General features: G+C 65.5%; 24 protein-coding genes. 11 read left to right on the top strand and 13 right to left on the bottom strand.

All coding sequences use genetic code 11. The annotated features are described in order from the left end of the window. Positions 1-10: 10 nt before the first annotated feature. Genes nrdE through nrdH form a run of 3 tightly spaced genes read right to left on the bottom strand, consistent with a single transcriptional unit; the run spans position 11 to position 2,773 of the window. Complete coding sequence (gene nrdE / locus OMP44_RS16400; RefSeq protein ID WP_280309742.1) at positions 11-2,152, bottom strand: class 1b ribonucleoside-diphosphate reductase subunit alpha; 2,142 nt, start codon at positions 2,150-2,152, stop codon at positions 11-13. Next, a complete protein-coding gene (gene nrdI, locus OMP44_RS16395) occupies positions 2,134-2,538 on the bottom strand; it encodes a class Ib ribonucleoside-diphosphate reductase assembly flavoprotein NrdI (protein WP_027598230.1) in 405 nt (134 codons plus the stop codon). The genes nrdE and nrdI overlap by 19 nt, the downstream gene beginning before the upstream one ends. 10 nt (positions 2,539-2,548) lie before the next feature. Further along, positions 2,549-2,773 (bottom strand): glutaredoxin-like protein NrdH, encoded by a 225-nt coding sequence (gene nrdH / locus OMP44_RS16390; RefSeq protein ID WP_133860521.1) that lies wholly within the window; start codon positions 2,771-2,773, stop codon positions 2,549-2,551. Positions 2,774-3,236: 463 nt separating this feature from the next. Here nrdH and epd point away from each other — a divergent pair, with 463 nt between their 5' ends. From epd to fba, 5 genes are all read left to right on the top strand, one after another. Beyond that, the gene (gene epd / locus OMP44_RS16385; RefSeq protein WP_273861659.1) at positions 3,237-4,280 is read left to right on the top strand and encodes an erythrose-4-phosphate dehydrogenase; all 1,044 of its coding nucleotides are present in this window, start codon (positions 3,237-3,239) and stop codon (positions 4,278-4,280) included. A 27-nt stretch (positions 4,281-4,307) separates the two neighbouring features. Next, positions 4,308-5,471, top strand: a complete 1,164-nt coding sequence (locus OMP44_RS16380) for a phosphoglycerate kinase (RefSeq protein WP_133860523.1) — start codon at positions 4,308-4,310, stop codon at positions 5,469-5,471. Positions 5,472-5,476: 5 nt separating this feature from the next. Next, a complete protein-coding gene (locus tag OMP44_RS16375; RefSeq protein ID WP_133860524.1) occupies positions 5,477-5,668 on the top strand; it encodes a hypothetical protein in 192 nt (63 codons plus the stop codon). Continuing rightward, the gene (locus OMP44_RS16370; RefSeq protein WP_133860525.1) at positions 5,665-5,994 is read left to right on the top strand and encodes an MliC family protein; all 330 of its coding nucleotides are present in this window, start codon (positions 5,665-5,667) and stop codon (positions 5,992-5,994) included. Before OMP44_RS16375 ends, OMP44_RS16370 begins: the two co-directional genes overlap by 4 nt. 118 nt (positions 5,995-6,112) lie before the next feature. Further along, positions 6,113-7,177: a class II fructose-bisphosphate aldolase gene (fba, locus tag OMP44_RS16365; RefSeq protein ID WP_059316498.1), complete on the top strand. Its 1,065-nt coding sequence runs from the start codon at positions 6,113-6,115 to the stop codon at positions 7,175-7,177. 82 nt (positions 7,178-7,259) lie between these two features. Here fba and OMP44_RS16360 read toward each other — a convergent pair whose 3' ends face one another. Next, the gene (locus tag OMP44_RS16360) at positions 7,260-8,213 is read right to left on the bottom strand and encodes a nucleoside hydrolase (RefSeq protein ID WP_208693104.1); all 954 of its coding nucleotides are present in this window, start codon (positions 8,211-8,213) and stop codon (positions 7,260-7,262) included. 56 nt (positions 8,214-8,269) lie between these two features. After that, positions 8,270-8,524 carry a YebG family protein gene (locus OMP44_RS16355; RefSeq protein WP_007161283.1) on the bottom strand — a complete coding sequence of 85 codons (255 nt, stop codon included), beginning with the start codon at positions 8,522-8,524 and terminating at the stop codon, positions 8,270-8,272. 316 nt (positions 8,525-8,840) lie between these two features. Here OMP44_RS16355 and OMP44_RS16350 point away from each other — a divergent pair, with 316 nt between their 5' ends. Together OMP44_RS16350 and OMP44_RS16345 are read left to right on the top strand one after the other, a co-directional pair. Then, the gene (locus OMP44_RS16350) at positions 8,841-10,334 is read left to right on the top strand and encodes a lipid II flippase MurJ (RefSeq protein WP_273861660.1); all 1,494 of its coding nucleotides are present in this window, start codon (positions 8,841-8,843) and stop codon (positions 10,332-10,334) included. A gap of 287 nt (positions 10,335-10,621) precedes the next feature. Continuing rightward, positions 10,622-11,836 (top strand): NAD(P)-dependent oxidoreductase, encoded by a 1,215-nt coding sequence (locus OMP44_RS16345; RefSeq protein WP_178083894.1) that lies wholly within the window; start codon positions 10,622-10,624, stop codon positions 11,834-11,836. Between the two features lie 43 nt (positions 11,837-11,879). Here the strand turns inward: OMP44_RS16345 and OMP44_RS16340 are convergent, their stop codons facing one another. Continuing rightward, complete coding sequence (locus tag OMP44_RS16340) at positions 11,880-12,572, bottom strand: HAD family hydrolase (RefSeq protein WP_273861661.1); 693 nt, start codon at positions 12,570-12,572, stop codon at positions 11,880-11,882. A 410-nt stretch (positions 12,573-12,982) separates the two neighbouring features. On the opposite strand from OMP44_RS16340, the gene OMP44_RS16335 reads away from it, so the two are divergent. Next, the gene (locus tag OMP44_RS16335; protein ID WP_133860530.1) at positions 12,983-13,192 is read left to right on the top strand and encodes a cold-shock protein; all 210 of its coding nucleotides are present in this window, start codon (positions 12,983-12,985) and stop codon (positions 13,190-13,192) included. 87 nt (positions 13,193-13,279) lie between these two features. On the opposite strand, the gene mdtD is transcribed toward OMP44_RS16335, so the two are convergent. Continuing rightward, entirely contained in the window at positions 13,280-14,713 is a 1,434-nt protein-coding gene (gene mdtD, locus OMP44_RS16330; RefSeq protein WP_133860531.1) for a multidrug transporter subunit MdtD, read from the bottom strand. A gap of 71 nt (positions 14,714-14,784) precedes the next feature. After that, positions 14,785-15,672 carry a 1-acylglycerol-3-phosphate O-acyltransferase, YihG family gene (gene yihG / locus OMP44_RS16325; RefSeq protein ID WP_187980940.1) on the bottom strand — a complete coding sequence of 296 codons (888 nt, stop codon included), beginning with the start codon at positions 15,670-15,672 and terminating at the stop codon, positions 14,785-14,787. A gap of 105 nt (positions 15,673-15,777) precedes the next feature. Between yihG and OMP44_RS16320 the strand changes: the two genes are divergently transcribed. Continuing rightward, positions 15,778-17,034 carry an HD-GYP domain-containing protein gene (locus OMP44_RS16320; RefSeq protein WP_280309727.1) on the top strand — a complete coding sequence of 419 codons (1,257 nt, stop codon included), beginning with the start codon at positions 15,778-15,780 and terminating at the stop codon, positions 17,032-17,034. A 7-nt stretch (positions 17,035-17,041) separates the two neighbouring features. Here OMP44_RS16320 and OMP44_RS16315 read toward each other — a convergent pair whose 3' ends face one another. From OMP44_RS16315 to OMP44_RS16300, 4 genes are all read right to left on the bottom strand, one after another. Further along, positions 17,042-17,656, bottom strand: coding sequence for a glutathione S-transferase family protein (locus OMP44_RS16315; protein WP_133860534.1), 615 nt, complete (start codon positions 17,654-17,656; stop codon positions 17,042-17,044). Positions 17,657-17,764: 108 nt separating this feature from the next. After that, positions 17,765-19,141, bottom strand: a complete 1,377-nt coding sequence (locus tag OMP44_RS16310; RefSeq protein WP_280309724.1) for a sensor histidine kinase — start codon at positions 19,139-19,141, stop codon at positions 17,765-17,767. Continuing rightward, a complete protein-coding gene (locus OMP44_RS16305; protein WP_133860536.1) occupies positions 19,138-19,812 on the bottom strand; it encodes a response regulator in 675 nt (224 codons plus the stop codon). Before OMP44_RS16305 ends, OMP44_RS16310 begins: the two co-directional genes overlap by 4 nt. Before the next feature lie 124 nt (positions 19,813-19,936). Then, complete coding sequence (locus OMP44_RS16300; protein ID WP_187980942.1) at positions 19,937-21,265, bottom strand: PQQ-dependent sugar dehydrogenase; 1,329 nt, start codon at positions 21,263-21,265, stop codon at positions 19,937-19,939. 442 nt (positions 21,266-21,707) lie between these two features. On the opposite strand from OMP44_RS16300, the gene OMP44_RS16295 reads away from it, so the two are divergent. Further along, positions 21,708-22,751, top strand: a complete 1,044-nt coding sequence (locus OMP44_RS16295) for a glycoside hydrolase family 5 protein (protein ID WP_187980943.1) — start codon at positions 21,708-21,710, stop codon at positions 22,749-22,751. A gap of 77 nt (positions 22,752-22,828) precedes the next feature. Continuing rightward, the gene (gcvH, locus tag OMP44_RS16290) at positions 22,829-23,212 is read left to right on the top strand and encodes a glycine cleavage system protein GcvH (protein ID WP_133860538.1); all 384 of its coding nucleotides are present in this window, start codon (positions 22,829-22,831) and stop codon (positions 23,210-23,212) included. A gap of 79 nt (positions 23,213-23,291) precedes the next feature. On the opposite strand, the gene OMP44_RS16285 is transcribed toward gcvH, so the two are convergent. Beyond that, positions 23,292-23,606, bottom strand: a complete 315-nt coding sequence (locus OMP44_RS16285; RefSeq protein WP_017639490.1) for a DUF2388 domain-containing protein — start codon at positions 23,604-23,606, stop codon at positions 23,292-23,294. Between the last annotated feature and the right edge of the window lie 69 nt (positions 23,607-23,675).

Below are 23,675 nucleotides of genomic sequence, written 5' to 3'. Positions count from 1 at the left end.
GATGATTTCCTCACAGGCTGCAGGACACGCAGCCCTGCACCTCGGTGCCTTCCAGGGCGGCCTGGCGCAGGCGGATGTAATAGAGCGTCTTGATGCCCTTCTTCCAGGCATGGATCTGCGCCCGGTTGATGTCACGGGTAGTGGCGGTGTCGCGGAAGAACAGCGTCAGCGACAGCCCCTGGTCGACATGGCGGGTGGCCTCGGCATAGGTGTCGATGATCCTTTCCGGGCCGATCTCGTAGGCGTCCTGGTAATACTCCTGGTTGTCGTCGGCCAGGTAGGGCGCCGGGTAGTAGACGCGGCCCAGCTTGCCTTCCTTGCGGATCTCTACCTTGGCGACGATGGGGTGGATGCTCGAGGTGGAGTGGTTGATGTAGGAGATCGAGCCGGTGGGCGGGATGGCCTGAAGGTTGCGGTTGAACAGCCCGTGCTGCATCACCGAGGCCTTGAGTTCCTGCCAGTCGGCGCGGGTCGGCAGGCGGATGCCGGCGACCTCGAACAACTCGGCCACCCGTGGGGTACGGGGGGTGAAGTCGCCCTCGGTGTACTGGTCGAAATAGGCGCCGCTGGCGTACTTGGAGTCGGCGAAGCCTTGGAAGCTCTGGCCACGTTCGATGGCCAGGCGATTGGAGGCACGCACCGCGTGGTAGGTGACGGTGTAGAAGTACAGGTTGGTGAAATCCAGGCCTTCCGGCGAGCCGTAGTGGATGTGCTCGCGGGCCAGGTAGCCGTGCAGGTTCATCTGGCCCAGACCGATGGCGTGGGAGGCGGCGTTGCCGGCGGCCACCGAGGGCACGCAGCGGATGTCACTCATTTCCGAGACCGCGGTGAGACCGCGGATGGCGGTTTCCACGGTGCGGCCCAGGTCCGGTGAATCCATGGTGCGGGCGATGTTCAGCGAACCCAGGTTGCAGGAGATGTCCTGGCCGATGTGCTCATAGCCCAGGTCTTCGTCGAAGCGGCTGGGAGTGTTGACCTGGAGGATCTCCGAGCAGAGGTTGCTCATGTTGATGCGTCCAGCGATGGGGTTGGCGCGATTCACCGTGTCTTCGAACATCAGGTAGGGATAGCCGGACTCGAACTGGATCTCCGCCAGGGTCTGGAAGAATTCCCGGGCGTTGATCTTGCGCTTGCGGATGCGCGCATCGGCCACCATCTCCGCGTATTTCTCGCTGACGCTGATATCGGCGAAGGGCACGCCATAGACCCGTTCCACGTCATAGGGCGAGAACAGGTACATGTCGGCATTGCGCTTGGCCAGCTCGAAGGTGATGTCCGGAATGACCACGCCGAGAGACAGGGTCTTGATGCGGATCTTCTCGTCGGCGTTCTCGCGCTTGGTGTCGAGGAATCTCAGGATGTCCGGGTGATGGGCGTTGAGGTAGACGGCGCCGGCGCCTTGGCGCGAACCCAGCTGGTTGGCATAGGAGAAGGCGTCTTCCAGCAGCTTCATGATCGGGATGATGCCCGAGGACTGGTTCTCGATGCGCTTGATCGGCGCCCCGACCTCGCGCACGTTGCTCAGCAGGAAGGCCACGCCACCGCCACGCTTGGACAGCTGCAGCGCCGAATTCACCGCGCGGCCGATGGACTCCATGTTGTCTTCGATGCGCAGGAGGAAGCAGGACACCAGCTCGCCGCGCTGGCGCTTGCCGGCGTTGAGAAAGGTCGGGGTGGCCGGCTGGAAACGGCCGCTGATCATCTCGTCCACCAGGGACTCGGCCAGCTGTTCGTCACCGCGCGCCAGACTCAGGGCAACCATGCACACCCGGTCTTCGTAGCGTTCCAGGTAGCGCTGGCCGTCGAAGGTCTTGAGGGTGTAACTGGTGTAGTACTTGAAGGCGCCGAGAAAGCTCTGGAAGCGGAATTTGTAGGCATAGGCGCGCTCGAACAGCGCCTTCACGAAGGCCGGCGCATATTGCTCCAGCACCGCCGCCTCGTAGTAGCCCTTGTCCACCAGATAGCCGAGTTTCTCGTCCAGGTTATGGAAGAACACCGTGTTCTGGTTGACGTGCTGCAGGAAGTACTGCCGCGCCGCCTGGCGGTCCTTGTCGAGTTGCAGCTCGCCGTTGGGACCATAGAGATTGAGCATGGCATTGAGTGCGTGATAGTCCGCGTCGCTGCCGGTCGGGGTCAGGCCTGCCGTTGCCAAAAGTCGTTCACTCCCGTGCGCACCCGGTCGACATCCTCCGTCGTGCCGAGCAATTCGAATTGGTAGAGCAGGGGCACCGCGCATTTCTGGGCGACGATGCGTCCACCCAGGCAGTAGCCCTCGCCGAAGTTGGTGTTGCCGGCGGCAATGACGCCGCGGATCAGGGCGCGATTGTGCGGATCGTTGAGAAAATGAATCACCGGCTTGGGCACCGCGCCCTTGCTGCCCCCACCGCCATAGGTCGGCAAAACCAGGATGTAGGGCTCGCGGGCCTTGAGCGGTTCGGCGGCGGGATCCTGGGGAATGCGCCGCGCCGGCAGCCCGAGTTTCTCGACGAATCTGTGGGTGTTCTCCGAGGTGCTGGAGAAATACAGCAGCTCGCCCATGGCCCCGGCCTCAGGCCACCAGCTGGCCGAGCTTGTCCGGGCGGAAGCCGGCCCAGTGGTCGTTACCGGCCACTACCACCGGCACCTGGCGATAGCCCAGGGATTCCACGGTCTGGCGCGCCTGGGCGTCCTGCTCGATATCCACCACCTGGTAGGTGATGCCCTGACGGTCCAGGGCACGATAGGTGGCGTTGCACTGCACGCAGGCGGGCTTGCTGTAGATGGTGATGGTCATGGCTGACTCCTGTCCGTAGTGGGGCGAATTCAAAGGAAAAAGCCTGTCGCCAGCCGGCGTTTGCCAGAGCGGCGCGGGTCTTTTCCTTCGAGCGCGGCTTGGGCCTCAAGTTCGGTCCAGATACTACATATGGTGTTTTTTAATTTCTACAACACAACAAGTGGGGTTTTTGATCTGGGTCATGCCTTTGATCTATCGCCCTCGGATGAGGGTTTTCGCCAGGCCATGGGCGAAGCGTCAGGTAGCCCCGCAACCCCTGGCACTACCTGCTTGGCTTCCCTGCAGACCGCGATCCGTTGTCGCTGCGGCAGGCATGTCGGGCCAGGCGGCGGATTTCTTTCCTGTCTGCCAAGGAGAGCGCCTTTTTGTAGTGCGAAAGTCGACCTGACTACCCTGGCGACTCCCATTCGTCGTCGAACCGCCGCATAATCGGCCTTTCGCTTGCGCCCGGGTCCGTTCACGCATGAGTTCCGCTCGCTATCGCCTCGCTCTCAACGGCTACGGTCGCATCGGTCGTTGCGTGTTGCGTGCGCTGCACGAGCGTGGCGTGGCCACCCAGCTCGCCATCGTCGCCCTAAACGATCTGGCCGACCGGCCCAGCCTGGAATACCTCACCCGCTTCGACTCCACCCATGGCCGCTTTCCCGGCCGGGTCGCGCTGGAGGGTGAGCGCCTGCGCATCGGCGATCAGGCCCTGGAAATCCGCCGCGAAGCTGAGCCCGAGCGGGTGGACTGGCGGGCGCTCGACGTCGATCTGGTGCTGGAATGCTCCGGCGCCTTCAGCACCCGCGCCGAGGCCGGACGCTTTCTCGCCGCCGGTGCGCCGCGGGTGCTGTTCTCCCAGCCCATGGTCAGCGAGACCGACGTGGACGCCACCGTGGTCTACGGAGTCAACCAGCAGGCCCTGCGCGGTGACGAGACGCTGGTCTCGAATGCCTCCTGTACCACCAACTGCAGCGTCCCGGTACTGAAACTTTTGCACGAAACACTGGGTCTGGAGTACGTCTCCATCACCACGATCCACTCGGCCATGAACGACCAGCCCGTGATCGACGCCTACCATGCCGAAGATCTGCGGCGGACGCGTTCCGCGTTCCAGTCGATCATCCCGGTGGCGACCGGCCTGGCGCGCGGCATCGAACGGCTGCTGCCCGAGCTCGGCGGGCGCATCCAGGCCCGCGCCGTGCGCGTACCCACAGTCAACGTCTCCTGCCTGGACATCACCTGCATCGTCGGCCGCGACACCACGGCGCCCGCCCTCAACACCCTGTTGCGTGACGCCGCCCGGAGCGGTCCCCTGGCCGGGCTGATCGACTACACCGAGTTGCCCCACGCCTCCTGCGATTTCAACCACGATCCCCATTCCGCTATCGTCGATGGCAGCCAGACCCGCGTTTCCGGCCCCCGGCTGGTCAATCTGCTGGTGTGGTTCGACAACGAATGGGGCTTCGCCAACCGCATGCTCGACGTCGCCGGCCATTGGCTGCGCATCGCCAAGCCCACCTGAAACAAGCACAACTAAGGGATTGCCTGTATGTCCGTGTTGAAAATGAGCGACCTCGATCTGAAGGGTAAGCGCGTCCTGATTCGCGAAGACCTCAACGTTCCGGTGAAGGAAGGCCAGATCAAGAGCGATGCCCGCCTGGTCGCCGCCCTGCCGACCCTCAAGCTGGCCCTGGAAAAGGGTGCCGCGGTGATCGTCTGCTCGCACCTGGGCCGTCCCACCGAGGGCGAATTCAGCGAGGAAAACAGCCTGGCACCGGTCGCCGCCTATCTGAGCAAGGCCCTGGGTCGTGACGTGCCGCTGGTGAAGGACTATCTGAACGGCGTCCAGGTCGAGCCGGGTCAACTGGTATTGCTGGAGAACGTGCGCTTCAACGTGGGCGAGAAAAAGAACGCCGACGACCTGGCGAAGCACTATGCCGCCCTGTGCGACATCTTCGTCATGGACGCCTTCGGCACCGCCCACCGCGCTGAAGGCTCGACCCACGGCGTGGCCAAGTTCGCCAAGGTTGCCGCGGCCGGTCCGCTGCTGGCCGGCGAGCTGGACGCGCTGGGCAAGGCGCTGGGCAATCCGGCCCGGCCGATGGCAGCCATCGTCGCCGGCTCCAAGGTGTCCACCAAGCTGGACGTGCTCAATTCCCTGGCGCAGATCTGTGACCAGCTGATCGTCGGCGGCGGCATCGCCAACACCTTCCTGGCCGCGGCCGGCTACAAGGTCGGCAAGTCGCTGTACGAAGCCGATCTGGTGGACACCGCCAAGGCCATCGCCGCCAAGGTCAGCGTGCCGCTGCCGGTGGACGTGGTGGTCGCCAAGGAATTCGCCGAGACCGCCGAAGCCGTCACCAAGTCGATCAACGACGTGGCCGACGACGACATGATCCTCGACATCGGCCCGGTCAGCGCCCAGCAATTCGCCGACCTGCTCAAATCGGCCAAGACCATCCTCTGGAACGGTCCGGTCGGCGTCTTCGAATTCGACCAGTTCGGCGAAGGCACCCGCACCCTGGCCCAGGCCATCGCCGACAGCGACGCCTTCTCCATCGCCGGTGGTGGCGACACCCTGGCCGCCATCGACAAATACGGCATCGGCGAGAAGGTCTCCTATATCTCCACCGGGGGCGGCGCCTTCCTCGAATTCGTCGAGGGCAAGGTCCTGCCGGCCGTCGAAGTCCTCCAGCAACGCGCCCAGGAGTAATCGCCATGCGTATGCCGCTGCTCGTCTGTTCCGCTGTCCTGATGCTGGCCGGTTGCGCCGGTGGCAATGCCGACAAGGCCTGCGCGGTGTTCGCGCCGCCGCCCGCGGCGGCCGCCACGCCCACGGCGCAGAACGGCGAGCGCGTCGATACGCTCACCGGCAACGCCAGCCGTCCTGCCAGCGGTTGCGCCCAGTGAAGGGGCGCACGCTCGCCCTCGGGCTGCTGGGTCTCGCCCTGCTGGCCGGTTGCGCCGGCCGCGGCGCGCAGCAGACCGGCGGCTGGACCCACTGGGTCTGCGATTCCAAGGCGGCCTTCGACTGGCGCTATGTGGATCGCAGCCAGTCCATCGTCGACCTCAAGCTGGAAGGCGATGGCCTGATCCGCCATCTCAACCGCGAACCGGCCACCGATGGCCAGTCCTACACCGACGGGCTGGTGGCTTTCCACATCCGTGGCGACCAGGGCCTCGTCTACTGGATCGCCAACAACGACCTCATCGGCCGCGGCTGCCGGACGCCTTGAACGGGCGAATGTCAGCTGAACCGATTAATCCAGGGCGGCCAGGGGTCGGCCGCTTGAACCCTGCCAGCCGCTCATGCAGGCTGGCGCCACCACCGCCTTTGTAGGGAGATAATCACCAATGGCACTCGTCAGCATGCGTCAGCTGCTGGATCACGCCGCCGAATTCGGCTACGGCGTTCCGGCCTTCAACGTCAACAACCTCGAGCAGATGCGCGCCATCATGGAAGCCGCCGACAAGACCGATTCGCCGGTCATCGTCCAGGCCTCCGCCGGTGCCCGCAAGTACGCCGGCGCTCCCTTCCTGCGTCACCTGATCCTGGCCGCGGTGGAAGAATTCCCGCACATCCCGGTGGTCATGCACCAGGACCACGGCACCACTCCCGACATCTGTCAGCGCTCGATCCAGCTGGGCTTCTCCTCGGTGATGATGGACGGCTCGCTGATGGCCGACGGCAAGACGCCGTCCGACTACGACTACAACGTGCGCGTCACCCAGCAGACCGTGGCCTTCGCCCATGCCTGCGGCGTGTCCGTGGAAGGCGAGCTGGGTTGCCTGGGCAGCCTGGAAACCGGCATGGCCGGTGAAGAAGACGGCGTGGGCGCCGAAGGCACCCTGGATCACAGCCAGCTGCTGACCGATCCGGAAGAAGCCGCCCAGTTCGTCAAGGCCACCAAGGTCGATGCCCTGGCCATCGCCATCGGCACCAGCCACGGCGCCTACAAGTTCACCAAGCCGCCGACCGGGGACACCCTGTCGATCCAGCGCATCAAGGAAATCCATGCGCGCATCCCGGACACCCATCTGGTCATGCACGGCTCCAGCTCGGTGCCCCAGGAGTGGCTGAAGATCATCAACGAGTACGGTGGCGACATCAAGGAAACCTACGGCGTGCCGGTCGAAGAGATCGTCGAAGGCATCAAGTACGGGGTCCGCAAGGTCAACATCGACACCGACCTGCGTCTGGCGTCCACCGGTGCCATCCGCGAGTTCATGGCCAAGAACCGCAGCGAGTTCGATCCGCGCAAGTACCTGGCCAAGACCGTGACCGCCATGCGCGAAGTCTGCATCGCCCGTTACGAAGCCTTCGGCACCGCCGGCCAGGCCTCCAAGATCAAGCCGATCTCCCTGGATGCCATGTTCGAGCGTTATGCGCGCGGCGAACTGGATCCCAAGGTCAACTGATCCCGGATGTAGAAAAGGCCCCGTAAGGGGCCTTTTTTTCGCCTGCCGATCGCCTGGAGCCCGAACGGCGGCGTGTTACCCCTTACCGCTCGGTTGCGGTCAGGACCTCTTCCATCCAGGCGACCATGGCGGCGCCGTCCATGCCCAGGCAGACCGTTACCAGCGGATTGCCGGACCAGCGCCCGTCCAGGTAGGCGCGACCCTCGGGCGCGAAGAAGGTCTGGCCTTCCGCCAGGCCTTCGGTACCGACGCTGAGATGGCCGCGCGCGGTGTGGAACAGCTCGGGACGGCGCAGGTAGGCGAGGGCGCAGCTGTCATGGGGATGGCAGCCGTCGATGTCCTTTACGCTGCGGTAGAAGTCCGCATAGAAATCATAGCTGCGCGCGAGCACCTCACCGAGGGCGCCCTGGCGCGCCGCGATGCGCTGCAGGCGGGGCGGGTCGAGGACGGCGCGGTGGGTGGCGTCGAGGCCGACCAGGGTCAGCGGCCAGGGCGCGGCGAAGACCCGCGCCGCGGCATGGGGATCGGAAAAGATGTTGGCTTCGGCCACCGGCGTGACGTTGCCCGGCTCGACGATGGCGCCGCCCATCACCACCACCTCGCGGACGCGCTCGGCGACCGTGGGATCCAGCGCCAGGGCGAGGGCCAGGTTGCCCAGCGGCCCGACCGCCACCAGGGTGATCTCACCCGGTCGCAGGCGGGTCTGCTCGACGATGAAACGCGCGGCGTCCAGGGCGTGGGGCGCCTGGCTCGGCGCGGGGAGCTGCTGATTGCCCAGGCCATCCTGGCCATGCACATGCAGGGCATGGTTGCCGGCCGGCTTGACCAGGGGTTCGGCGACACCCGCGGCGACGGGCGTGTCCCGGCCAGCCAGCTCGGTGAGCAGCAGGGCGTTGCGGGTCGCCGTGGTGACCGGCACGTTGCCAAAGGTGGTGGTCAGGCCGATCACCTCGAAAGCGGGATCGGCAAACAGCAGGGCGATGGCCTGGGCGTCGTCCACGCCAGGATCGGTATCGAAGATGATGGGAAGGGACAAGAGGCTTTCTCCGGCTCAGATCTCTTCCCAGGCTACCCGAGGGGCGGCGCCCCTTGCTAGCTGGGCAGGTCCAACTCGCCCAATGCATCCGGCTGGTTGCGAAATGCGCGGGCGAAGACCTCGCGATTGCGGGCCATGAACAGCCCCAGGTCTTCGCACTGCTTTTCGGCAAGACCGGGTACGGCCTTGTCCAGCACGCTGGCGAGCGACTCGGCCAGTTCCAACATCTTGTCGTGACGATCGGCTTCGGCTTTATCCATGAACAGGCGCTCCGGATCTCGGCTGCTGCGATACAACACTTCGACGGCCATGCGTCACCTCGTTTCTGTATCTGGTTATATATACAGTATTCGGCTTGCGCGGCGATTGCAAGGACTACCGCTCGGCGGTCAGGCGCCAGCCAGTCATGGCAATTTGCCAATCGTTCGACATTTCTGCGTGTCTCTGGAATTGCTTCGGGAAACTTAAGCGCGGAAGCTGGTCTCTGAGTCTGGACCAAACGGGCAGCCCTGCTCGCCATTCTCCGGATTACCTCCGGCTCACGGAACGAGACCGCTCAATGCACGCCTTCCCTATCCGTCTGCGTATTACTGCGCTTGGCCTGTCGTGGCCGACCGAGGTGCGGGCGTGAGTTCGACGCTTATCATCCTGGCCATCACCGTCGCCAGCTTCCTGCTGGGGTTCCTGCGCGACCTGCTGATCGCCCGGCAATTCGGCGTGAGCTGGGAAGCCGACCTGATCTTTGTCGCGCTCATCCTGCCGGTGTTCTTCGAGAGCTTCTTCGGCCTCGCCCTGCGCGATGCCATGATTCCCTATCTGCAACGCATCCGTGACCGCTGCAACGCCCAGTACGAGCAGGTCGGTCGCTGGCTGTACTGGCGCATCGGCCTGTTCGGCCTGCTGCTGTCGGTGATCGGTGTCCTCGCCAGTCCCTGGCTGATGCATGCCCTGGCCCCGGGCTGGAGCGATGAGCAGGTCGAGACCGGCAAGCTGGTCTTCGCCGTCGGCACCCTGCTGATCTGCGTGCAGGCCATCCTCTATTGCCAGGGCGCGCTGCTCAACCTGGATCGCATCTTCATCCTGCCGATGACCCGCACCCTGATGCTCAATCTGGGCGCCATCCTGGCCATCGTCATCCTGCAACCGAGTGGCATCGCGCTGTTCACCGGCATGCTGCTGCCCCAGGTGCTGCTGATCGTCATCCAGCACCAGCGGCTGGGCTATCTCAGCCAGCGCTCGGTAGCCTTCGAGAAGCCCGAGGGCAGTCCCTTCGCCGTGACCTTCGCGCCGGTGCTGCTCGCCGCCGGCGCTCAGCAGGGCTGCATGCTGGCGGAGCGCTTCTTCGCCTCGCTGCTGGCCGAGGGCAATATCACCATGCTGTCCTTCTCCTACCGCATCGTGACCATTCCGCTGACGCTCTATGCGCTGTCCATCCTGGCGATGATCTTTCCCGAGCTGACCCGCAGTTGGAACGAGGGCAATGTCGACAAGTACAGCGCGCTGATGCGCAAGGCGCTGCTCGGCACCTTGCTGTTCCTGGTGCCGGCCGCCGTGGTGCTGTTCAGCTATTCGGAGCCGGTGGTCAAGGTGCTGCTGGAGCGCGGAGCCTTTGGCGCCGAGCAGAGCGCGGCGACCGCGACCCTGGTGGTGGCCTATGCCCTCGGCCTGCCCTGGATGGGCCTGGCCCTGCTGTGGGGGCGTGCCCTGCTGTCGCAGCAGCGCGCCCGCACCTTCCTCTATACCACCCTGGCCAGCTCCTTCATCACCGTGGCACTGGACGCAGCTGTGTACCAGCCGTTCGGCGCCCAGGGGCTGGCCTATTCCTTTACCACCGGGGCCTTCCTGCAGGCCGTGTTCATGGCGCTGGCGCTTTATCGCCACGCCCTGGCGGGACTGCACCTGTCGCTGCTGCTGCGCTGGTTCAGCGCCGGCAGTGCGGTGGCCCTGCTGACTTTCCTGTTGCCCAAGCCGGTCGGCCTGCTGGAGCTTATCGTCAGCATCAGCGTGGCGATGCTGGGCTTCCTGGTGCTGTTGCTGGCGCTGGGCGAACGTGACCTGTTCCGCCGCGGCTATTGGGCGCGCGGTGCTGATGGTGCGGAGCGCGCAGAACCGACGAGTTGAACCGCCGTCACGGTACGGCTAGGAAAAAGGTGGCGATCTGCGGCCATTGGTCGCTATCTGTTACGAAGTCATGAATTTTTGATTTGGCTTCGAGTCGCACGGAAAGATTGATCCCAGTCATAGAATTTCTGATGGAAGCGGTTTTTCCATTTGCAAGAGATCGGACACGCAGTTGGGGTCGGCACTTCGCATGGTGGTCTTGCTCGCCACCGACATTCTCTTTGAAAGGAATCGATCCTATGTCCTCCCAATCCCCTGTCACCCGTATCGGCATCGTCGGTACCGGCATGATCTCGCGCTGCCTGGCCCGGCTCATCAGCCGTCACTATGACGACATGACCGTGACCCGAGTCCTGACCCGCCGGCCCATCGCCACGGTTACCGACTATCCGCTGACCGAGGCGCTCACCCAGTCGGTGGCGGATCTCGTCGATCATTGCGATCTGCTGGTGGAATGCAGTGGCGACCCCTACCACGGTACCGAGATCATCGAGCGCGCCTTCGAGGCCGGCATCAAGGTGGTCACCATCAATGCCGAACTGCAGGTGACGACCGGTTCCTACCTGGCCGGCAAGGGGTTCCTGACCGAGGCCGAGGGCGACCAGCCGGGTTCGCTGGCGGCACTGCACGAAGAAGCCGTGCAGATGGGCTTCAAGCCGCTGGTCTACGGCAACATGAAGGGCTATCTGAACCATAATCCGACGCCGGAAGACATGGCCTACTGGTCCGCGCGCCAGGGCACCAGCGTCGACCAGACCACCTCCTTCACCGATGGCACCAAGGTGCAGATCGAGCAGGTGGTGGTGGGCAACAACTATGGCGCCACCATCACCCGCCAGGGTCTGGAAGGCCTCAACTCGACCAACCTGCAGGACAGCGCGAACATCCTGGCGCAGATGGCCGAGCAACTGGGCACGCCCATCGTCGATTACGTGATCCCGAGCGGCTACTCCGCGGGTGGCGTCTTCGTCGTCGGTCGTCATGACGAAGACCAGGCCGGTGCCATCGAATACTTCAAGCTGGGCAAGGGTCCGTACTATGTCCTGGTACGCCCCTTCCACCTGTGCTCCCTGGAAGTCGGCAAGACCCTGCGTCGCGTGATCGCCGGCGGCAAGATCCTGCTAAACAACTCCACCACGCCGACCCTGAGTGTGGCCGCCATCATGAAGAAGCCCATGGCAGCTGGCGACATCATCGAGCGCGGCATCGGTGGCTACAGCGTGCGCGGCGAAGCGGTGAAGATCGCCGAGTGCCCGGATCACCTGCCGATCGGCCTGCTCAAGCACAGCGTGCTGAAGCGGGCCATGGAGCCGGGTCAGATCGTCACCTTCGACGACGTCGAACTGACGCCCAGCCGCGCCCTGGACATCGTCCTGCAGCAGCACCGTGAGGCGATCCATCGCCAGCTGCTGGAAACCCAGCTGAGCGAGGCGACCTGGAACGCGACGGCCGATCTGGCACCGGTGGCACTGCCCAAGGCGGTAGGGGCGGTCCTGTCCTGATTCCGCTGACGCGGAAAGCGAAGGGGCCCTGAGGGCCCCTTTTTCATTGCCCGCCGCTGGCGGCGGCGCGGAGGCGGGCGACGGTCGCGGGCAATTCGTCCATGTGGGCGATCAGGGCGGTGACGCCCAGGGCGCTCAGGGTCTCGCCGTGGCTCGGCGGAATATGGCTGGCGCCGGTGAAGCCGATGACGCGCATGCCGGCGGCCAGGGCCGCACGCACGCCGGTGGCGCTGTCTTCGATCACCAGGCAGCGCTCTGGCGCGACGCCCAGGGTCCTGGCCGCGAGCAGATAGACATCGGGTGCCGGCTTGGGCTGGGCGACCATGTCGGCGCTGAAGATGTGGCCCGCTAACCGCGCCACCAGATCGGCCCGGCGGACCGAGGATTCGACGCTGTGCCTGAGGCTGTTGGAGGCGACCGCCAGCGGCAGGTCGATGCTCTCCAGGGCCCGCTTCACCCCGGGAATGGGCTCGACGCTGGTGGCGATCAGCGTTTCCGCCTGGGCGCGCAGGTCGCTGAACAGTGCCGGCGGCAGGGTGATGCCGAAGCGCTGTTCGACCAGGGCGAAGATATCCCGGGTGGTCAGGCCGAAGGTGCCGTGCAGCAGGGCCTCGAGTTCAGCGCGCGGTGCATGGGCGGCCAGGCCGTCGAGGACGACCCGTTCGGCGAGGATTTCACTGTCGACCAGCACGCCATCGCAATCGCTGATCAGCAGTTCCACAGGGGTGACGTTCATCGGTATTCCTTGCAGGGGGATTTCAGGGCGGAGCAACGGGTCCGAGGCCTTTCGAGAGCTACGCCAGACTGCGGCGAAGCAGTCTGGCTGCGGTTTTGCCGGGCTGTCCGGGTGGTCGAAAACCAGCTCGACAGTACCTTGCGCGAGGTGACAAAACAGCCCTTGTCAAAAAGGATTTCGCCCTCCGGAGGGTAATCGCTTTCCAGAAAAATATGGCGTAGAGTTCGAGAACTGTGTTTGCTTGGGTCGCCGTCGATCGTGACCTGAGGCGGTAGGCTCTTCGTCCACCCCTTGCTGCTCGATTCTTGTTACTCCTTGCAACTCAGTACCGGGCGTCTGGTCAATGCAACGCATTACCGCGCCAGCCAGTGTCAATAACAAACTCGTGCTTCCAAGGAGCAACACCCGTCATGTCGAATCGTCAGAACGGTACCGTCAAGTGGTTCAACGAAACCAAAGGCTATGGCTTCATCACTCCCGAGAGCGGTCCGGACGTGTTCGTGCACTTCCGCGCCATCGAAGGCACTGGTTTCAAGACCCTGGCTGAAGGTCAGAAGGTCAGCTTCGAAGTCGTGCAAGGCCAGAAGGGCATGCAGGCAGAGCGCGTACAGGTCGTCTGACACCTGACAGCGCCCGAAGCTCACGAAAAACCCCGGCCAGGCCGGGGTTTTTCGTTTCTGCCGATTGGACCGGCGTGGCCGGCCGCTTCACTCCACGTTCTGCGCGCTCTTTTCCGGCTCGGCCGCCAGCGGCTTGACCCGCCGGCCGGTCTCGCGCGAGGCCTGCAGGAAGATCGCCGCCGCCAGCATCGACAGGGCGCCGACGCTGAGAAAGGTCGCGCGAAAGGCGGACAGCACCTCGGTGTCGCCATAGTCGTCCTGGAAACCGCCCAGCAGGGCGGCGGCGCAGGCGACGCCAAAGCTCATGGCCAGTTGCATCACCACCGACAGCAGGCTGTTGCCGCTGGCTGCCTGCTGGTCGTGCAGGTCGATGAGGGTGATGGTGTTCATGGCGGTGAACTGCATGGAGTTCACCGCGCCGAGGATACCCAGGTGGATGAGCAGCCAGACGAAGGGCGTGCCAGGGCCGATCAGGGCGAGGCTGGCGATCAGGCACCCCAGCAGCAGGGTGTTGCCCACCAGCAGGCGCCGATAGCCGAGCCGCCCGATCAGCGGGCCGGCGATGGGCTTGGCCAGCATCGCCGATAGCGCCAGGGGCATCATCAGCAGACCGGCCTGGGTCGGCGAATAGCCGAGGCCCACCTGGAACAGCAGCGGGATGAGAAAGGGCAGGGCGCCACTGCCGAGGCGGGCGAAGAGATTGCCGAAGATGCCCACCGCGAAGCTGCGGATGCGAAACAGCTCGGCGGAGAACAGCGGCTGGTCGTGGTGCAGGGCGCGCAACCAGTAGGCGACCATGCAGGCCATGCCGCCCATCAGCAGCAGCACCACCCGCACATGGGGCAGGTGCAGTTCGCCGAGGCCTTCCAGGGCGACGCTGATGAGGATCATGGAGGTGCCGAAGAGCAGGAAGCCCAGGCCATCGAAGCGTTGCGGGAGGGGGCTGCGCAGATCCGGCAGCAGGCGGCGGGTGGCCAGGCAGCCGAGGATGCCCACCGGCAGGTTGATCAGGAAGATCCAGTGCCAGGACACGGCTTCCACCAGCCAGCCGCCCAGTGCCGGGCCCGCCAGGGGACCGATCAGGCCGGGAATGGTGATGAAGCTGAGGATGCGCACCAGCTCGCTGCGCGGATAGACGCGCAGGATCACCAGGCGCCCCACCGGCAGCATCAGCGAACCCCCGAGTCCCTGGATCACCCGGGCGGCGATCAGCAGGTTGAGGCTGGGCGCCAGGGCGCAAAGCAGCGAGCCAAAGGTGAAGAGAGCGATGGCGGTGAAGAAGACGCGGCGACTGCCGAAGCGATCGGAGATCCAGCCGGAGGCCGGAATCAGCAGCGCGACGGTGAGCAGGTAGGCGATCACCACCCCCTGCATGCGCAGCGGATTCTCGCCGAGGTCGGCGGCCATGCGCGGCAGGGCGGTGTTGACGATGGTCGCGTCCAGCGACTGCATGAAGAAGGCGACGGCGATCAGCCAGGGAAGCCAGCGGGTCGTGGTGGTATCCAGCGTCGGGGTGGGCATGGGAGATCCTTGTCGAGACAGCCGACTACCCGCTCTCTGACTGTCTGCACGCGGCAGGGTGCCCCGCTCGATCAGCGCGAGCGGGAATCTAGCAGCGCCTCGATCCGCTGGTCCTTCTCTGCCCAGAGCGTGCTGACCCACTGCTGGAAGCCTGCGCGAAATTCCGCATCTTCGCTGTAGTCACCCGCCCAGCGCGCCGGATCCAGAGGTCGCGCGCGAATATCGATGATAACGCGTTTGACGCGTCCGCAGAGCAGGTCCCAGAAGCCGGGCACGCGACCGTCCGGATAGACCAGGGTGACATCCAGCAGGGTGTCCAGCTGCTCGCCCATGGCGGCGAGGACGAAGGCCATGCCGCCGGCCTTGGGCTTGAGCAGGTGGCGATAGGGCGAGTGCTGCTCGGCATGCTTGGCGGCGCTGAAGCGCGTGCCTTCCAGGTAATTGACGATGGTCACTGGCTGGCGGCGGAATTTCTCGCAGGCACGGCGGGTAATGGCCAGGTCCGCGCCCTTGAGTTCCGGGCGGCGGGCCAGTTGGGCGCGGGTGTATCTCTTCATGAAGGGGTAATCCAGGCCCCACCAGGCAAGCCCCAGGAAGGGCACCCAGATGAGCTCCTTCTTCAGGAAGAACTTGAAGTAGGGCACCTTGCCGTTGAAGGTCTCGATGAGCGCGGGGATGTCGACCCAGGACTGGTGGTTGCAGATGACCAGGTAGGAGCTGTCGCGGTTGAGCGTCTCGGTGCCGCGGATGTCCCAGACGGTAGGGGTGAGCCGAGCGAAGATGACCTTGTTGATCTCGGCCCAGGTCTCGGCGATGGCGGTGACCACCCGGGAGCAGAGGTCGCGCAGCGCAACGATGGGCAGCAGCTTGATCAGGGCGAAGGCCAGCAGCGGACCGATCATGACCAGGGTGTTCAGCAGGAGCAGCGCAGAGACGGTGATACCGGTCAGGAGGTGCATGGATTCTCTCGTCTAGAACTTGGGGCGATAGTCTTTGGCGTGACATAGCATTTTGCGATCATCTGCTCTGGATGGCTGCTGCCGATCAGCTGCGAAGTGAACGCCATGCTCAAGAAGGTTACCAGTGCCGAGGTCTGCCTCGGCATGTACATCCACAGATTCGAAGGCAGCTGGATCGACCATCCGTTCTGGAAGGCGCGGTTCCTGCTCCAGGAACCGCGCGACCTGCAGAAGATCAAGGACAGCGCCGTGACCGCGGTGTGGATCGATATCGCCAAGGGGCTGGATTGCCCGCCGCCAGCGGAGTGCCCGCCCGCAGTGGATCCGGTGCTGCTCTCCGAGCCCGTCGCCGCGCCGGCCATTGCTCCCGAGGTGCCCCCAGTCGCCGCTCCGGTCCCGGTTGTCGGCACCGCGCCAGGCGCCGCCCTGAGCTGTCCGCAGGAAATGGCCCAGGCTTCCGCCGTGAGCGCCCACGCCAAGCAGGAGGTGGCGCGGCTGTTCCAGGACGTGCGCCTGGGCCAGGCCATCGAGCTGAGCGAGGTGGCGACCGTGGTCGAGCAGATCTCGGCGTCGGTGCTGCGGCATCCCACGGCGCTGATCAGCCTGACGCGGCTGCGCACGGCCGACGAGTATACCTACATCCATTCGGTGTCGGTCTGTGCCCTCATGACGGCGGTGGCACGGCAGATGGAGCTGCCGGCGGACCAGGTGCAACTGGCTGGCCAGGCCGGCCTGCTGCATGACGTGGGCAAGATGCGCACCCCGCTCGAGGTGCTCAACAAGCCGGGCAAGCTGACCGAGGCGGAATTTGCCGTGATGCAGCGGCATCCCGCGGAGGGCGTCGCCCTGCTGCAGCAGTGGGGTGCGACCGCGGAGGTCATCGACGTCTGCCTGCACCATCATGAGAAATTCGATGGCAGCGGCTATCCCCATGGCCTGGCCGGTACGCAGATCAGTCTGCTGTCGCGCATCGCCGCGGTCTGCGACGTCTACGACGCCATCTCCTCGACCCGGCCCTACAAGACCGCCTGGAGTCCCGCCGAAGCGATCCGGCGCATGGCGGAGTGGAAGGGGCATTTCGATCCGCGGGTGTTCCAGGCCTTCGTCAAGACGCTGGGCATCTATCCGATCGGTTCCCTGGTCCGACTGAGCAACGAGCAGCTGGCGGTGGTGGTCGAGCAGCACCCGGACAGCCTGCTGACCCCGCAGGTGCGGGTGTTCTTTTCCGCCCGCTCGCGTACCCCGCTGCCGCAGCGGCTGCTGGATCTCGCCCGGCCACCCGCCGATGAGCGCATCGTGCGGCGGGAGGATCCGGAGGAGTGGGGTTTTCGCAACCTGGAGCGGCTCTGGCAGCAGGCCTAGCGCCGGCTCAGGGGCGGGTCGTCTGCAGCGAGGGGCGCTCGCCGGTACGGGCGTACCAGGCGGCGATGCGCGGGCAGTCGCTGCGCCAGGCGAAGGTGGGGATGCGGAAGTCCAGATAGCCCAGCAGGCAGGCCATGCCCAGGCAGGCCACGTCGAATTCGCCGTCCAGCTCGGCGATCGCCTCGCGCTCGAAGTAGTCCAGCGCCCGGGCGATCTTCTCCTGCTGGTTGTCCAGCCAGAGCTTCCACTGCATGCCCGGCGGGCGCATGAAGCTCTCGTAGCGGATCTGCACCGCGGCTTCCATCATGGCGTCGCACAGCGAAGCCAGGGTCAGGCGGCGCCAGCGCTCCGGACCCTGGCGCGGGATCAGCGGGGTGCGCTCGTGCAGGGTGTCCAGGTAGTCGAGGATGACGCGACTGTCGTGCAGGCAGGTGCCATCGGCCAGGCGCAAGGCGGGAATCTTGCCAGCCGGATTGGTATCGAGAACATCGCGATTGGGATTGAGCGGCGTCTGCTGGACGATTTCCACTTCCACCTGCTCGATCAGGTCCGTCTCGTGGAGCATCACCACGACTTTGCGACCGAAGGGCGAGGCGGGAGTGTGGTACAGGATCATGGACATGGGCCGGGCTCTCCAGAATGCAGGACTGCATTCGCTTGTGGCGAATCCCTGCACTGTAAGCCCTAGGCCGGCCCGGATAAAAGATGGCCTTGGTCGTAGCTGGCCGGATCAGGCCAGGCCGGGCAGCTCGACGTACACCCCCAGCCCGCGTCCTTGCAGGCCTTCGCCCAGGTGCAGGCTGCCGCCATGGATTTCGACGATACGTTTGACGATGGGCAGGCCCAGGCCGCTGCCGACGTTCTGACCGGCACTCTCGCTGCGGTAGAAACGGGTAAAGATCACCGCCCGCTCTTCCGGGCTGACCCCGGGGCCGCTGTCGCAGACATTGATGCGTACCCGGCCGGGCACGTCCTCGACGACCCGCACCAGTACCTGACCCCCGCTGGGGGTGTAGCGGATGGCGTTGCCCACCAGGTTGGTGAGCAGCACGCTCAGCCAGGTGGGAATGCCGGACAACTTGACCTCCTGATCCTCCAGCACCAGGTCGATGTTCTTCTCGATGGCCAGGGGCGCGAGTTCCGACAGGGTATCCGCCGCCAGCCGGCCGAGATGGACCGGGACGAACTGCTCCTGCAGGGCACCACTGTCCAGGCGGGCCAGGAGCAGGATCTGCTCCATCAGCTGGCAGATGCGTTCGGCGCTGCGGCGCACCTGCACCAGGCCGCGGGCGTGGGCCTGGGGATCGCTGGACCTCAGGGCGACCTGGGTGTGGGTCAGCAAGCTGGCGAGGGGCGTGCGGATCTCGTGGGCGGCGTCGCTGGTCAGGCGCCGCTCGGCTTCCAGGGCGCCGTCCAGGCGCTGCAGCAGGGCGTTGATCTCCTCGACCAGGACCGCGGCTTCCAGGGGAACCTGATTCAGCGCCAGGGGCTCCAGGCGCTGGGCGGAACGCTGCTTGATCTGCGCCGCCAGCTGGCGCAGGGGGTCGAGACCGCGGGTAACGCCGAACCAGATGAGTGCGGCCAGCACTGGCAGGGCCAGCGCCAGGGGAAACAGCGAGCCGAGCAGCAGCAGGTTGGTGGCGCCGCGGCGATCGGCCAGGTTCTCGTAGATCCAGATGCGCCCGTCGCCGCTGCTCAGGCGCAGCACGCGCCAGTGCTGCCCGTCGGCCAGCAGACTGCTGAAACCGGGTGGCTGGTCGGCCAGGCCGGCGGGCGGCGCGGGGGTGCCGAGGCGCTGGTCACCGGCCTGCAGCAGATAGCCCAGGGCGTTGCGGCGCTTGAACAGCGGCAGGTCGGCGATGGCCGTGCGGCTGCGTTCCAGGGCGCGCGCCGCGGGCGGCAGGCTGTGGTCGCCCCCCTCGCTCAGGGTGGCCAGGTGCAGGGCGGCCGAGCCGAAGTCGAGCATGTCTTCATCCGCCAGGCGATTCACCTGGCGCAGCACCAGCTGGTAGGTCACCAGGGCGGCGATCAGCCAGCAGGCGAAGATGCCACACAGCAGCAGCGTCAGCAGACGCCGCCGCAGCGAGACGGCCGGGCCGTCGGTCATGGAGCCGGCCGCTCGGGCTGGTCGATGCCGTAGCCGATGCCGCGCACGGTGCGGATCAGGCTGGTGCCGAGCTTGCGCCTGAGGTGATGGATATGGACCTCGATGGCATTGCTCTCGACGTCGCCGTCCCAGCCATAGAGCGCCTGTTCCAGGCGATTGCGCGAGAGCACCTTGCCCATGTTTTCCAGCAGCAGGCGCAGCAGGGCGTATTCGCGCGGTGCCAGTTCGACCGGCTGACCGGCCAGGGTCACCCGGTGGGTGGCCGGATCGACCCGCAGGTCGTTGTGTTCCAGTTGCGGCAGCGCCCGGCCGGCACTGCGCCGGGTAAGGGCGCGCACCCGGGCGAGCAGTTCGTCCAGATCGAAGGGCTTGGTCAGGTAGTCGTCGGCGCCGGTGTCCAGGCCGGTGACCCGGTCGGTGACCTTGTCGCGGGCGGTGAGGATCAGCACCGGGGTGGCGTCGCCGCGCTTGCGCAGGGCGGCCAGGACCTCGAGTCCCGAACGGCGGGGCAGGCCGATGTCGAGCACCACCAGATCGAAGGGATCGGTTTCCAGCGCCGCCTGGGCGGCCTGGCCATCGGTCACCCAGTCGACGGTATCGCCTTCCAGCGCCAGACCGGCGCGGATGCCGTCGCCCAGCAGCATGTCGTCTTCGGCCAGCAGTATTCTCATCGGATTTTCCCAGGCGGTTGAGCGGTTGTACCGCTCCGGGCCGGCCTCGGCAAGAGCGGTGACCACCTCCGGGATGGTCAGCCTCCAGCCTAGGCCAAGGCGCTTAAGGGCGGATTAACAACGCTCAGGGGCGCTGGGCGCTGACCCGCCAGAGGGTGTTGCCGACGTCGTCGGCCACCAGCAGGCCGCCACGACCATCGTTGACCACCCCGACCGGCCGCCCCTGAGCTTCCTCCTTGCCATTGAGGAAACCGGTCAGCAGGTCCCGCGGCGGGCCGCTGGGCTTGCCGTCCTGGAAGGGCACGAAGATGACCTTGTAGCCGCTCTTGGGATCACGATTCCAGGAACCGTGCTGGCCGACGAACAGCCCCTGGCGGAAAGCCGTCGGCAACTGGCTGTCGGCGCTGGCGAAGGCGAGGCCCAGGGAGGCCGTATGGGTGCCCAGGGCATAGTCGGGGGTCAGCGCCTTGGCCACCAGATCCGGACGGGGCGGCTGCACCCGGCTGTCCACGGTCTTGCCCCAGTAGCTGTAGGGCCAGCCATAGAAGCCGCCATCCTGCACCGAGGTGGCGTAGTCAGGCACCAGGTCGCTGCCGATCTCGTCGCGCTCGTTGACCACCGTCCACAGCTTGCCGGTGGTGGGCTCCCAGTCCAGGCCATTGGGATTGCGCAGGCCGGTGGCGAACAGGCGCTTCTGGCCACTGGCGCGGTCCAGCTCCCAGATGGCGGCGCGGCCTTGCTCGATGTCCAGACCGTTTTCGCCGACGTTGCTGTTGGAGCCCACGGTGAGATAGAGCTTCCTGCCGTCGCGACTGGCGATGACGTTCTTGGTCCAGTGGTGATTGATGCCGGCCGGCAGGTCGGTGACCGTCACCGGCGGACCTTCCAGGTGAGTCGCCCCGGGGCGGTAGGTGAAGCGCACCAGGGCATCGGCGTTGGCGACATAGAAGTCCTCGCCCACCAGCGCCATGCCGAAGGGCGAATGCAGGTGCTCGGCGAAGACCATGCGGGTCTCGGCGACGCCATCGCCGTCGCCATCGCGCAGCAGGGTGATGCGGTCAGCGCTGGGTACCCCGGCGCCGGCCTTCTTCATGAGCAGGCCGGCGATCCAGTTCTTGATGCCGGGAAAATCATCGCGCCCGGGCGCATTGCTTTCCGCCACCAGCACATCGCCATTGGGCAGCACATAGAGCCAGCGCGGATGGTCCAGCCCACGGGCGAAGGCCTGGACCTGGGTGCCGGGCGCGGCAATGGGCTTGCCGCCCTCGGGCCAACCGATCGCCGGCGCCACGTTGATGGTCGGCAGCAGGGTCTTGTGGGGCTCCGGCAAGGTGGGGGTCGGGCCATACCCGGCTTCGCGCTGCAGCCGCGCGGTCTCGCCGCAGCCGACCAGGATCACGACGGCCAAGGTCAGGGCCAGGGTACGCAAGGGATGGGGCGCGCTCAGGGACATGGCGGGGCTCTCGCGAAGGGCTCGCAGGATAGAGCGCGGCGTCCGGGGAACGTTCCGGGCCCGGTTCTGGAGCACAACAGGCAGGCTCGTTCCGAGCGGTTTTGGAAATGACTCCTTTTGGTCTATCGGTCTTTTTGCGTGCTGCGGCTCCTCACCCGTCCTTTTACGGATACAGAAAGTCGTGTCGATTCAAGGCGTTAGCCTGACTGCGCTGGCGCCTATGGAAAAGTGGCGGCTATCTGACGCGAATTAATGCGTAACCGGCTGTTTTTGCAGGAAAAAATCTCTAAAGCTGGCGGCTGGGACGCCGATAGCTGCCCCAACAATGACGACGAAGTCGCACCCAGTGGCGCCGCAACCGGACGCGGTCGCCTGAGCTCGCCTACGCCAGAACCCGCTAGCTTGCGGGGGCGGGGAGTCTTTCTCTTTCACAGGTGCAGTCATGCAATCCCTTACCCGGCGCTTGCGCCAGTTTTCCCTGCGGCTGGCCGGTACCCTGGCCCTGAGCAGCGCCTTGCTAGGTTCGGTCCAGGCGGTCGAACTGGTCGGCCTCAACTTTTCCGGTGCCGGCTTCGCCAGCCAGGTGCTGCCCGGTCTCAACAACCGCAACTACATCTTCCCCAGCGAACAGCACTTCAAGGACTGGAGCGCCAAGGGCATCAAGCTGGTGCGCTTTCCGATCATCTGGGAGCGCATCCAGCCCAGGCTGAATGCCACGCTGGATCCGGACTATGGCGCCCTGGTCACCCAGACGCTCAACTACGCCCAGAAATACGGCGTCAAGGTGATCCTCGACCTGCACAACTATGCGCGCTATCGCGGCGAGGTCATCGGCGCCGGCAAGGTCAGCTATTTCAACTACTGGGACGTGACCTATCGCCTGGCTTTCCGCTTCGGCAAGCATCCGGCGCTCTTTGGCTACGACATCATGAACGAGCCCCACGATGCCGTGGCCTTCTGGCCGACCGCCGCCCAGCACGGCATCAACGGCATTCGTACCGTGGACAGCGTCCATCCCATCATCGTCGAGGGCAACGGCTGGTCCAGCGCCGCTCGCTGGCCGCAGTGGAACGATCCGTTGCTGGCGCTCAAGGACCCGGCCAACAAGCTGATCTTTTCCGCCCACGTCTACTTCGACAATGACGGCGGCGGCCAGTACGCCAGCAAGGACATGAGCGGTTTCGACCCCATGGTCGGGGTGAATCGCGTCAAGCCCTTCGTCGACTGGCTGAAGAAGAACGGCAAGCAGGGCTACATCGGTGAATTCGGCGTGCCGGACGACGATCCGCGCTGGCTGGTGGCCATGGACAACATGCTGGCCTATCTCAAGCAGCACTGCATTCCGGCCAGCTACTGGGCCGCCGGCCCCGGCTGGGGCAACTACAACCTGGCGGTGGAACCCATCAACGGCGTGGATCGACCCCAGTGGGCGACCCTGAAGAAGTACGTCGACAGCAGCAGCTGCGCCAGCATCGGCCCCAAATAAGCCCGGCCGGCGATGGCGGTCCCCGGGGTCGGCAGGCTACCCTTGCCTTTTAACCGTGCCAGCCCCGAGGACCTCTCATGAGCCAGATTCCCGCCGACCTGCGTTATGCCGCCAGCCACGAATGGGCCCGCCTGGAAGCCGACGGTAGCGTGACCGTCGGCATTTCCGACCACGCCCAGGAAGCCCTGGGCGATGTGGTCTTCATCGAACTGCCGGAAGTCGGCAAGACCCTCGCCGCCGGTGACCAGGCCGGGGTGGTGGAGTCGGTCAAGGCGGCCTCGGACATCTATGCCCCGGTGGGCGGCGAGGTGATCGCCGTCAACGAGGCGCTGGCCGACGCGCCCGAGCAGGTCAATGGCGAGCCCTATGGCGCCTGGTTCTTCAAGCTCAAACCGCAGGATGCGGCCGAGCTGGACAGGTTGCTCGACGCCGAGGGTTATCGCGCGGCCAGCGAAAGCTGAGGCATCTTTCGCCGCCCGGATTCCAGGCAAAAAAGAACCCCGCCGGCTAAGCCGCGCGGGGTTCTTTTTTGCCTGGACCTTACTGGGTCAGGATACGCATGGCGAGGTCGTTGTCGCTGGCCTGCAGGCCCGGCTCGGCGGCGCGCATGTCGCGCAGCGCGGCTTCCAGGTACGGGCCGCGGATCTGGCCATTGCTGGCCAGGTAGGAGCTGGCGTCGTCCTGGGTGGCGGCGACGATCTTGTGGTCGTCACGGCTGGTGGTATAGAACGAGCCGGAGGTCGCCCCCAGGGTCGCGGCATGCCGCCAGAACCGCGCGTCCGCATTGGCGGCGGTGGTCGCGGCCAGCAGCGGCAGACCGATCAGGGAAACCAGAGCAAGCTTCTTCAGGCGCATGGATGAGATCTCCTTCTTGAGGTCTCCTATAGAGAGCTCAGACGTCCGCTGAGTTCCAGAACTCTGCAT

This window comes from Pseudomonas flavocrustae (genome assembly GCF_029872515.1).
GTDB classification, from domain to species: Bacteria; Pseudomonadota; Gammaproteobacteria; order Pseudomonadales; family Pseudomonadaceae; genus Chryseomonas; species Chryseomonas aestiva.
This window is presented reverse-complemented; position numbering and strand designations above follow the sequence as displayed.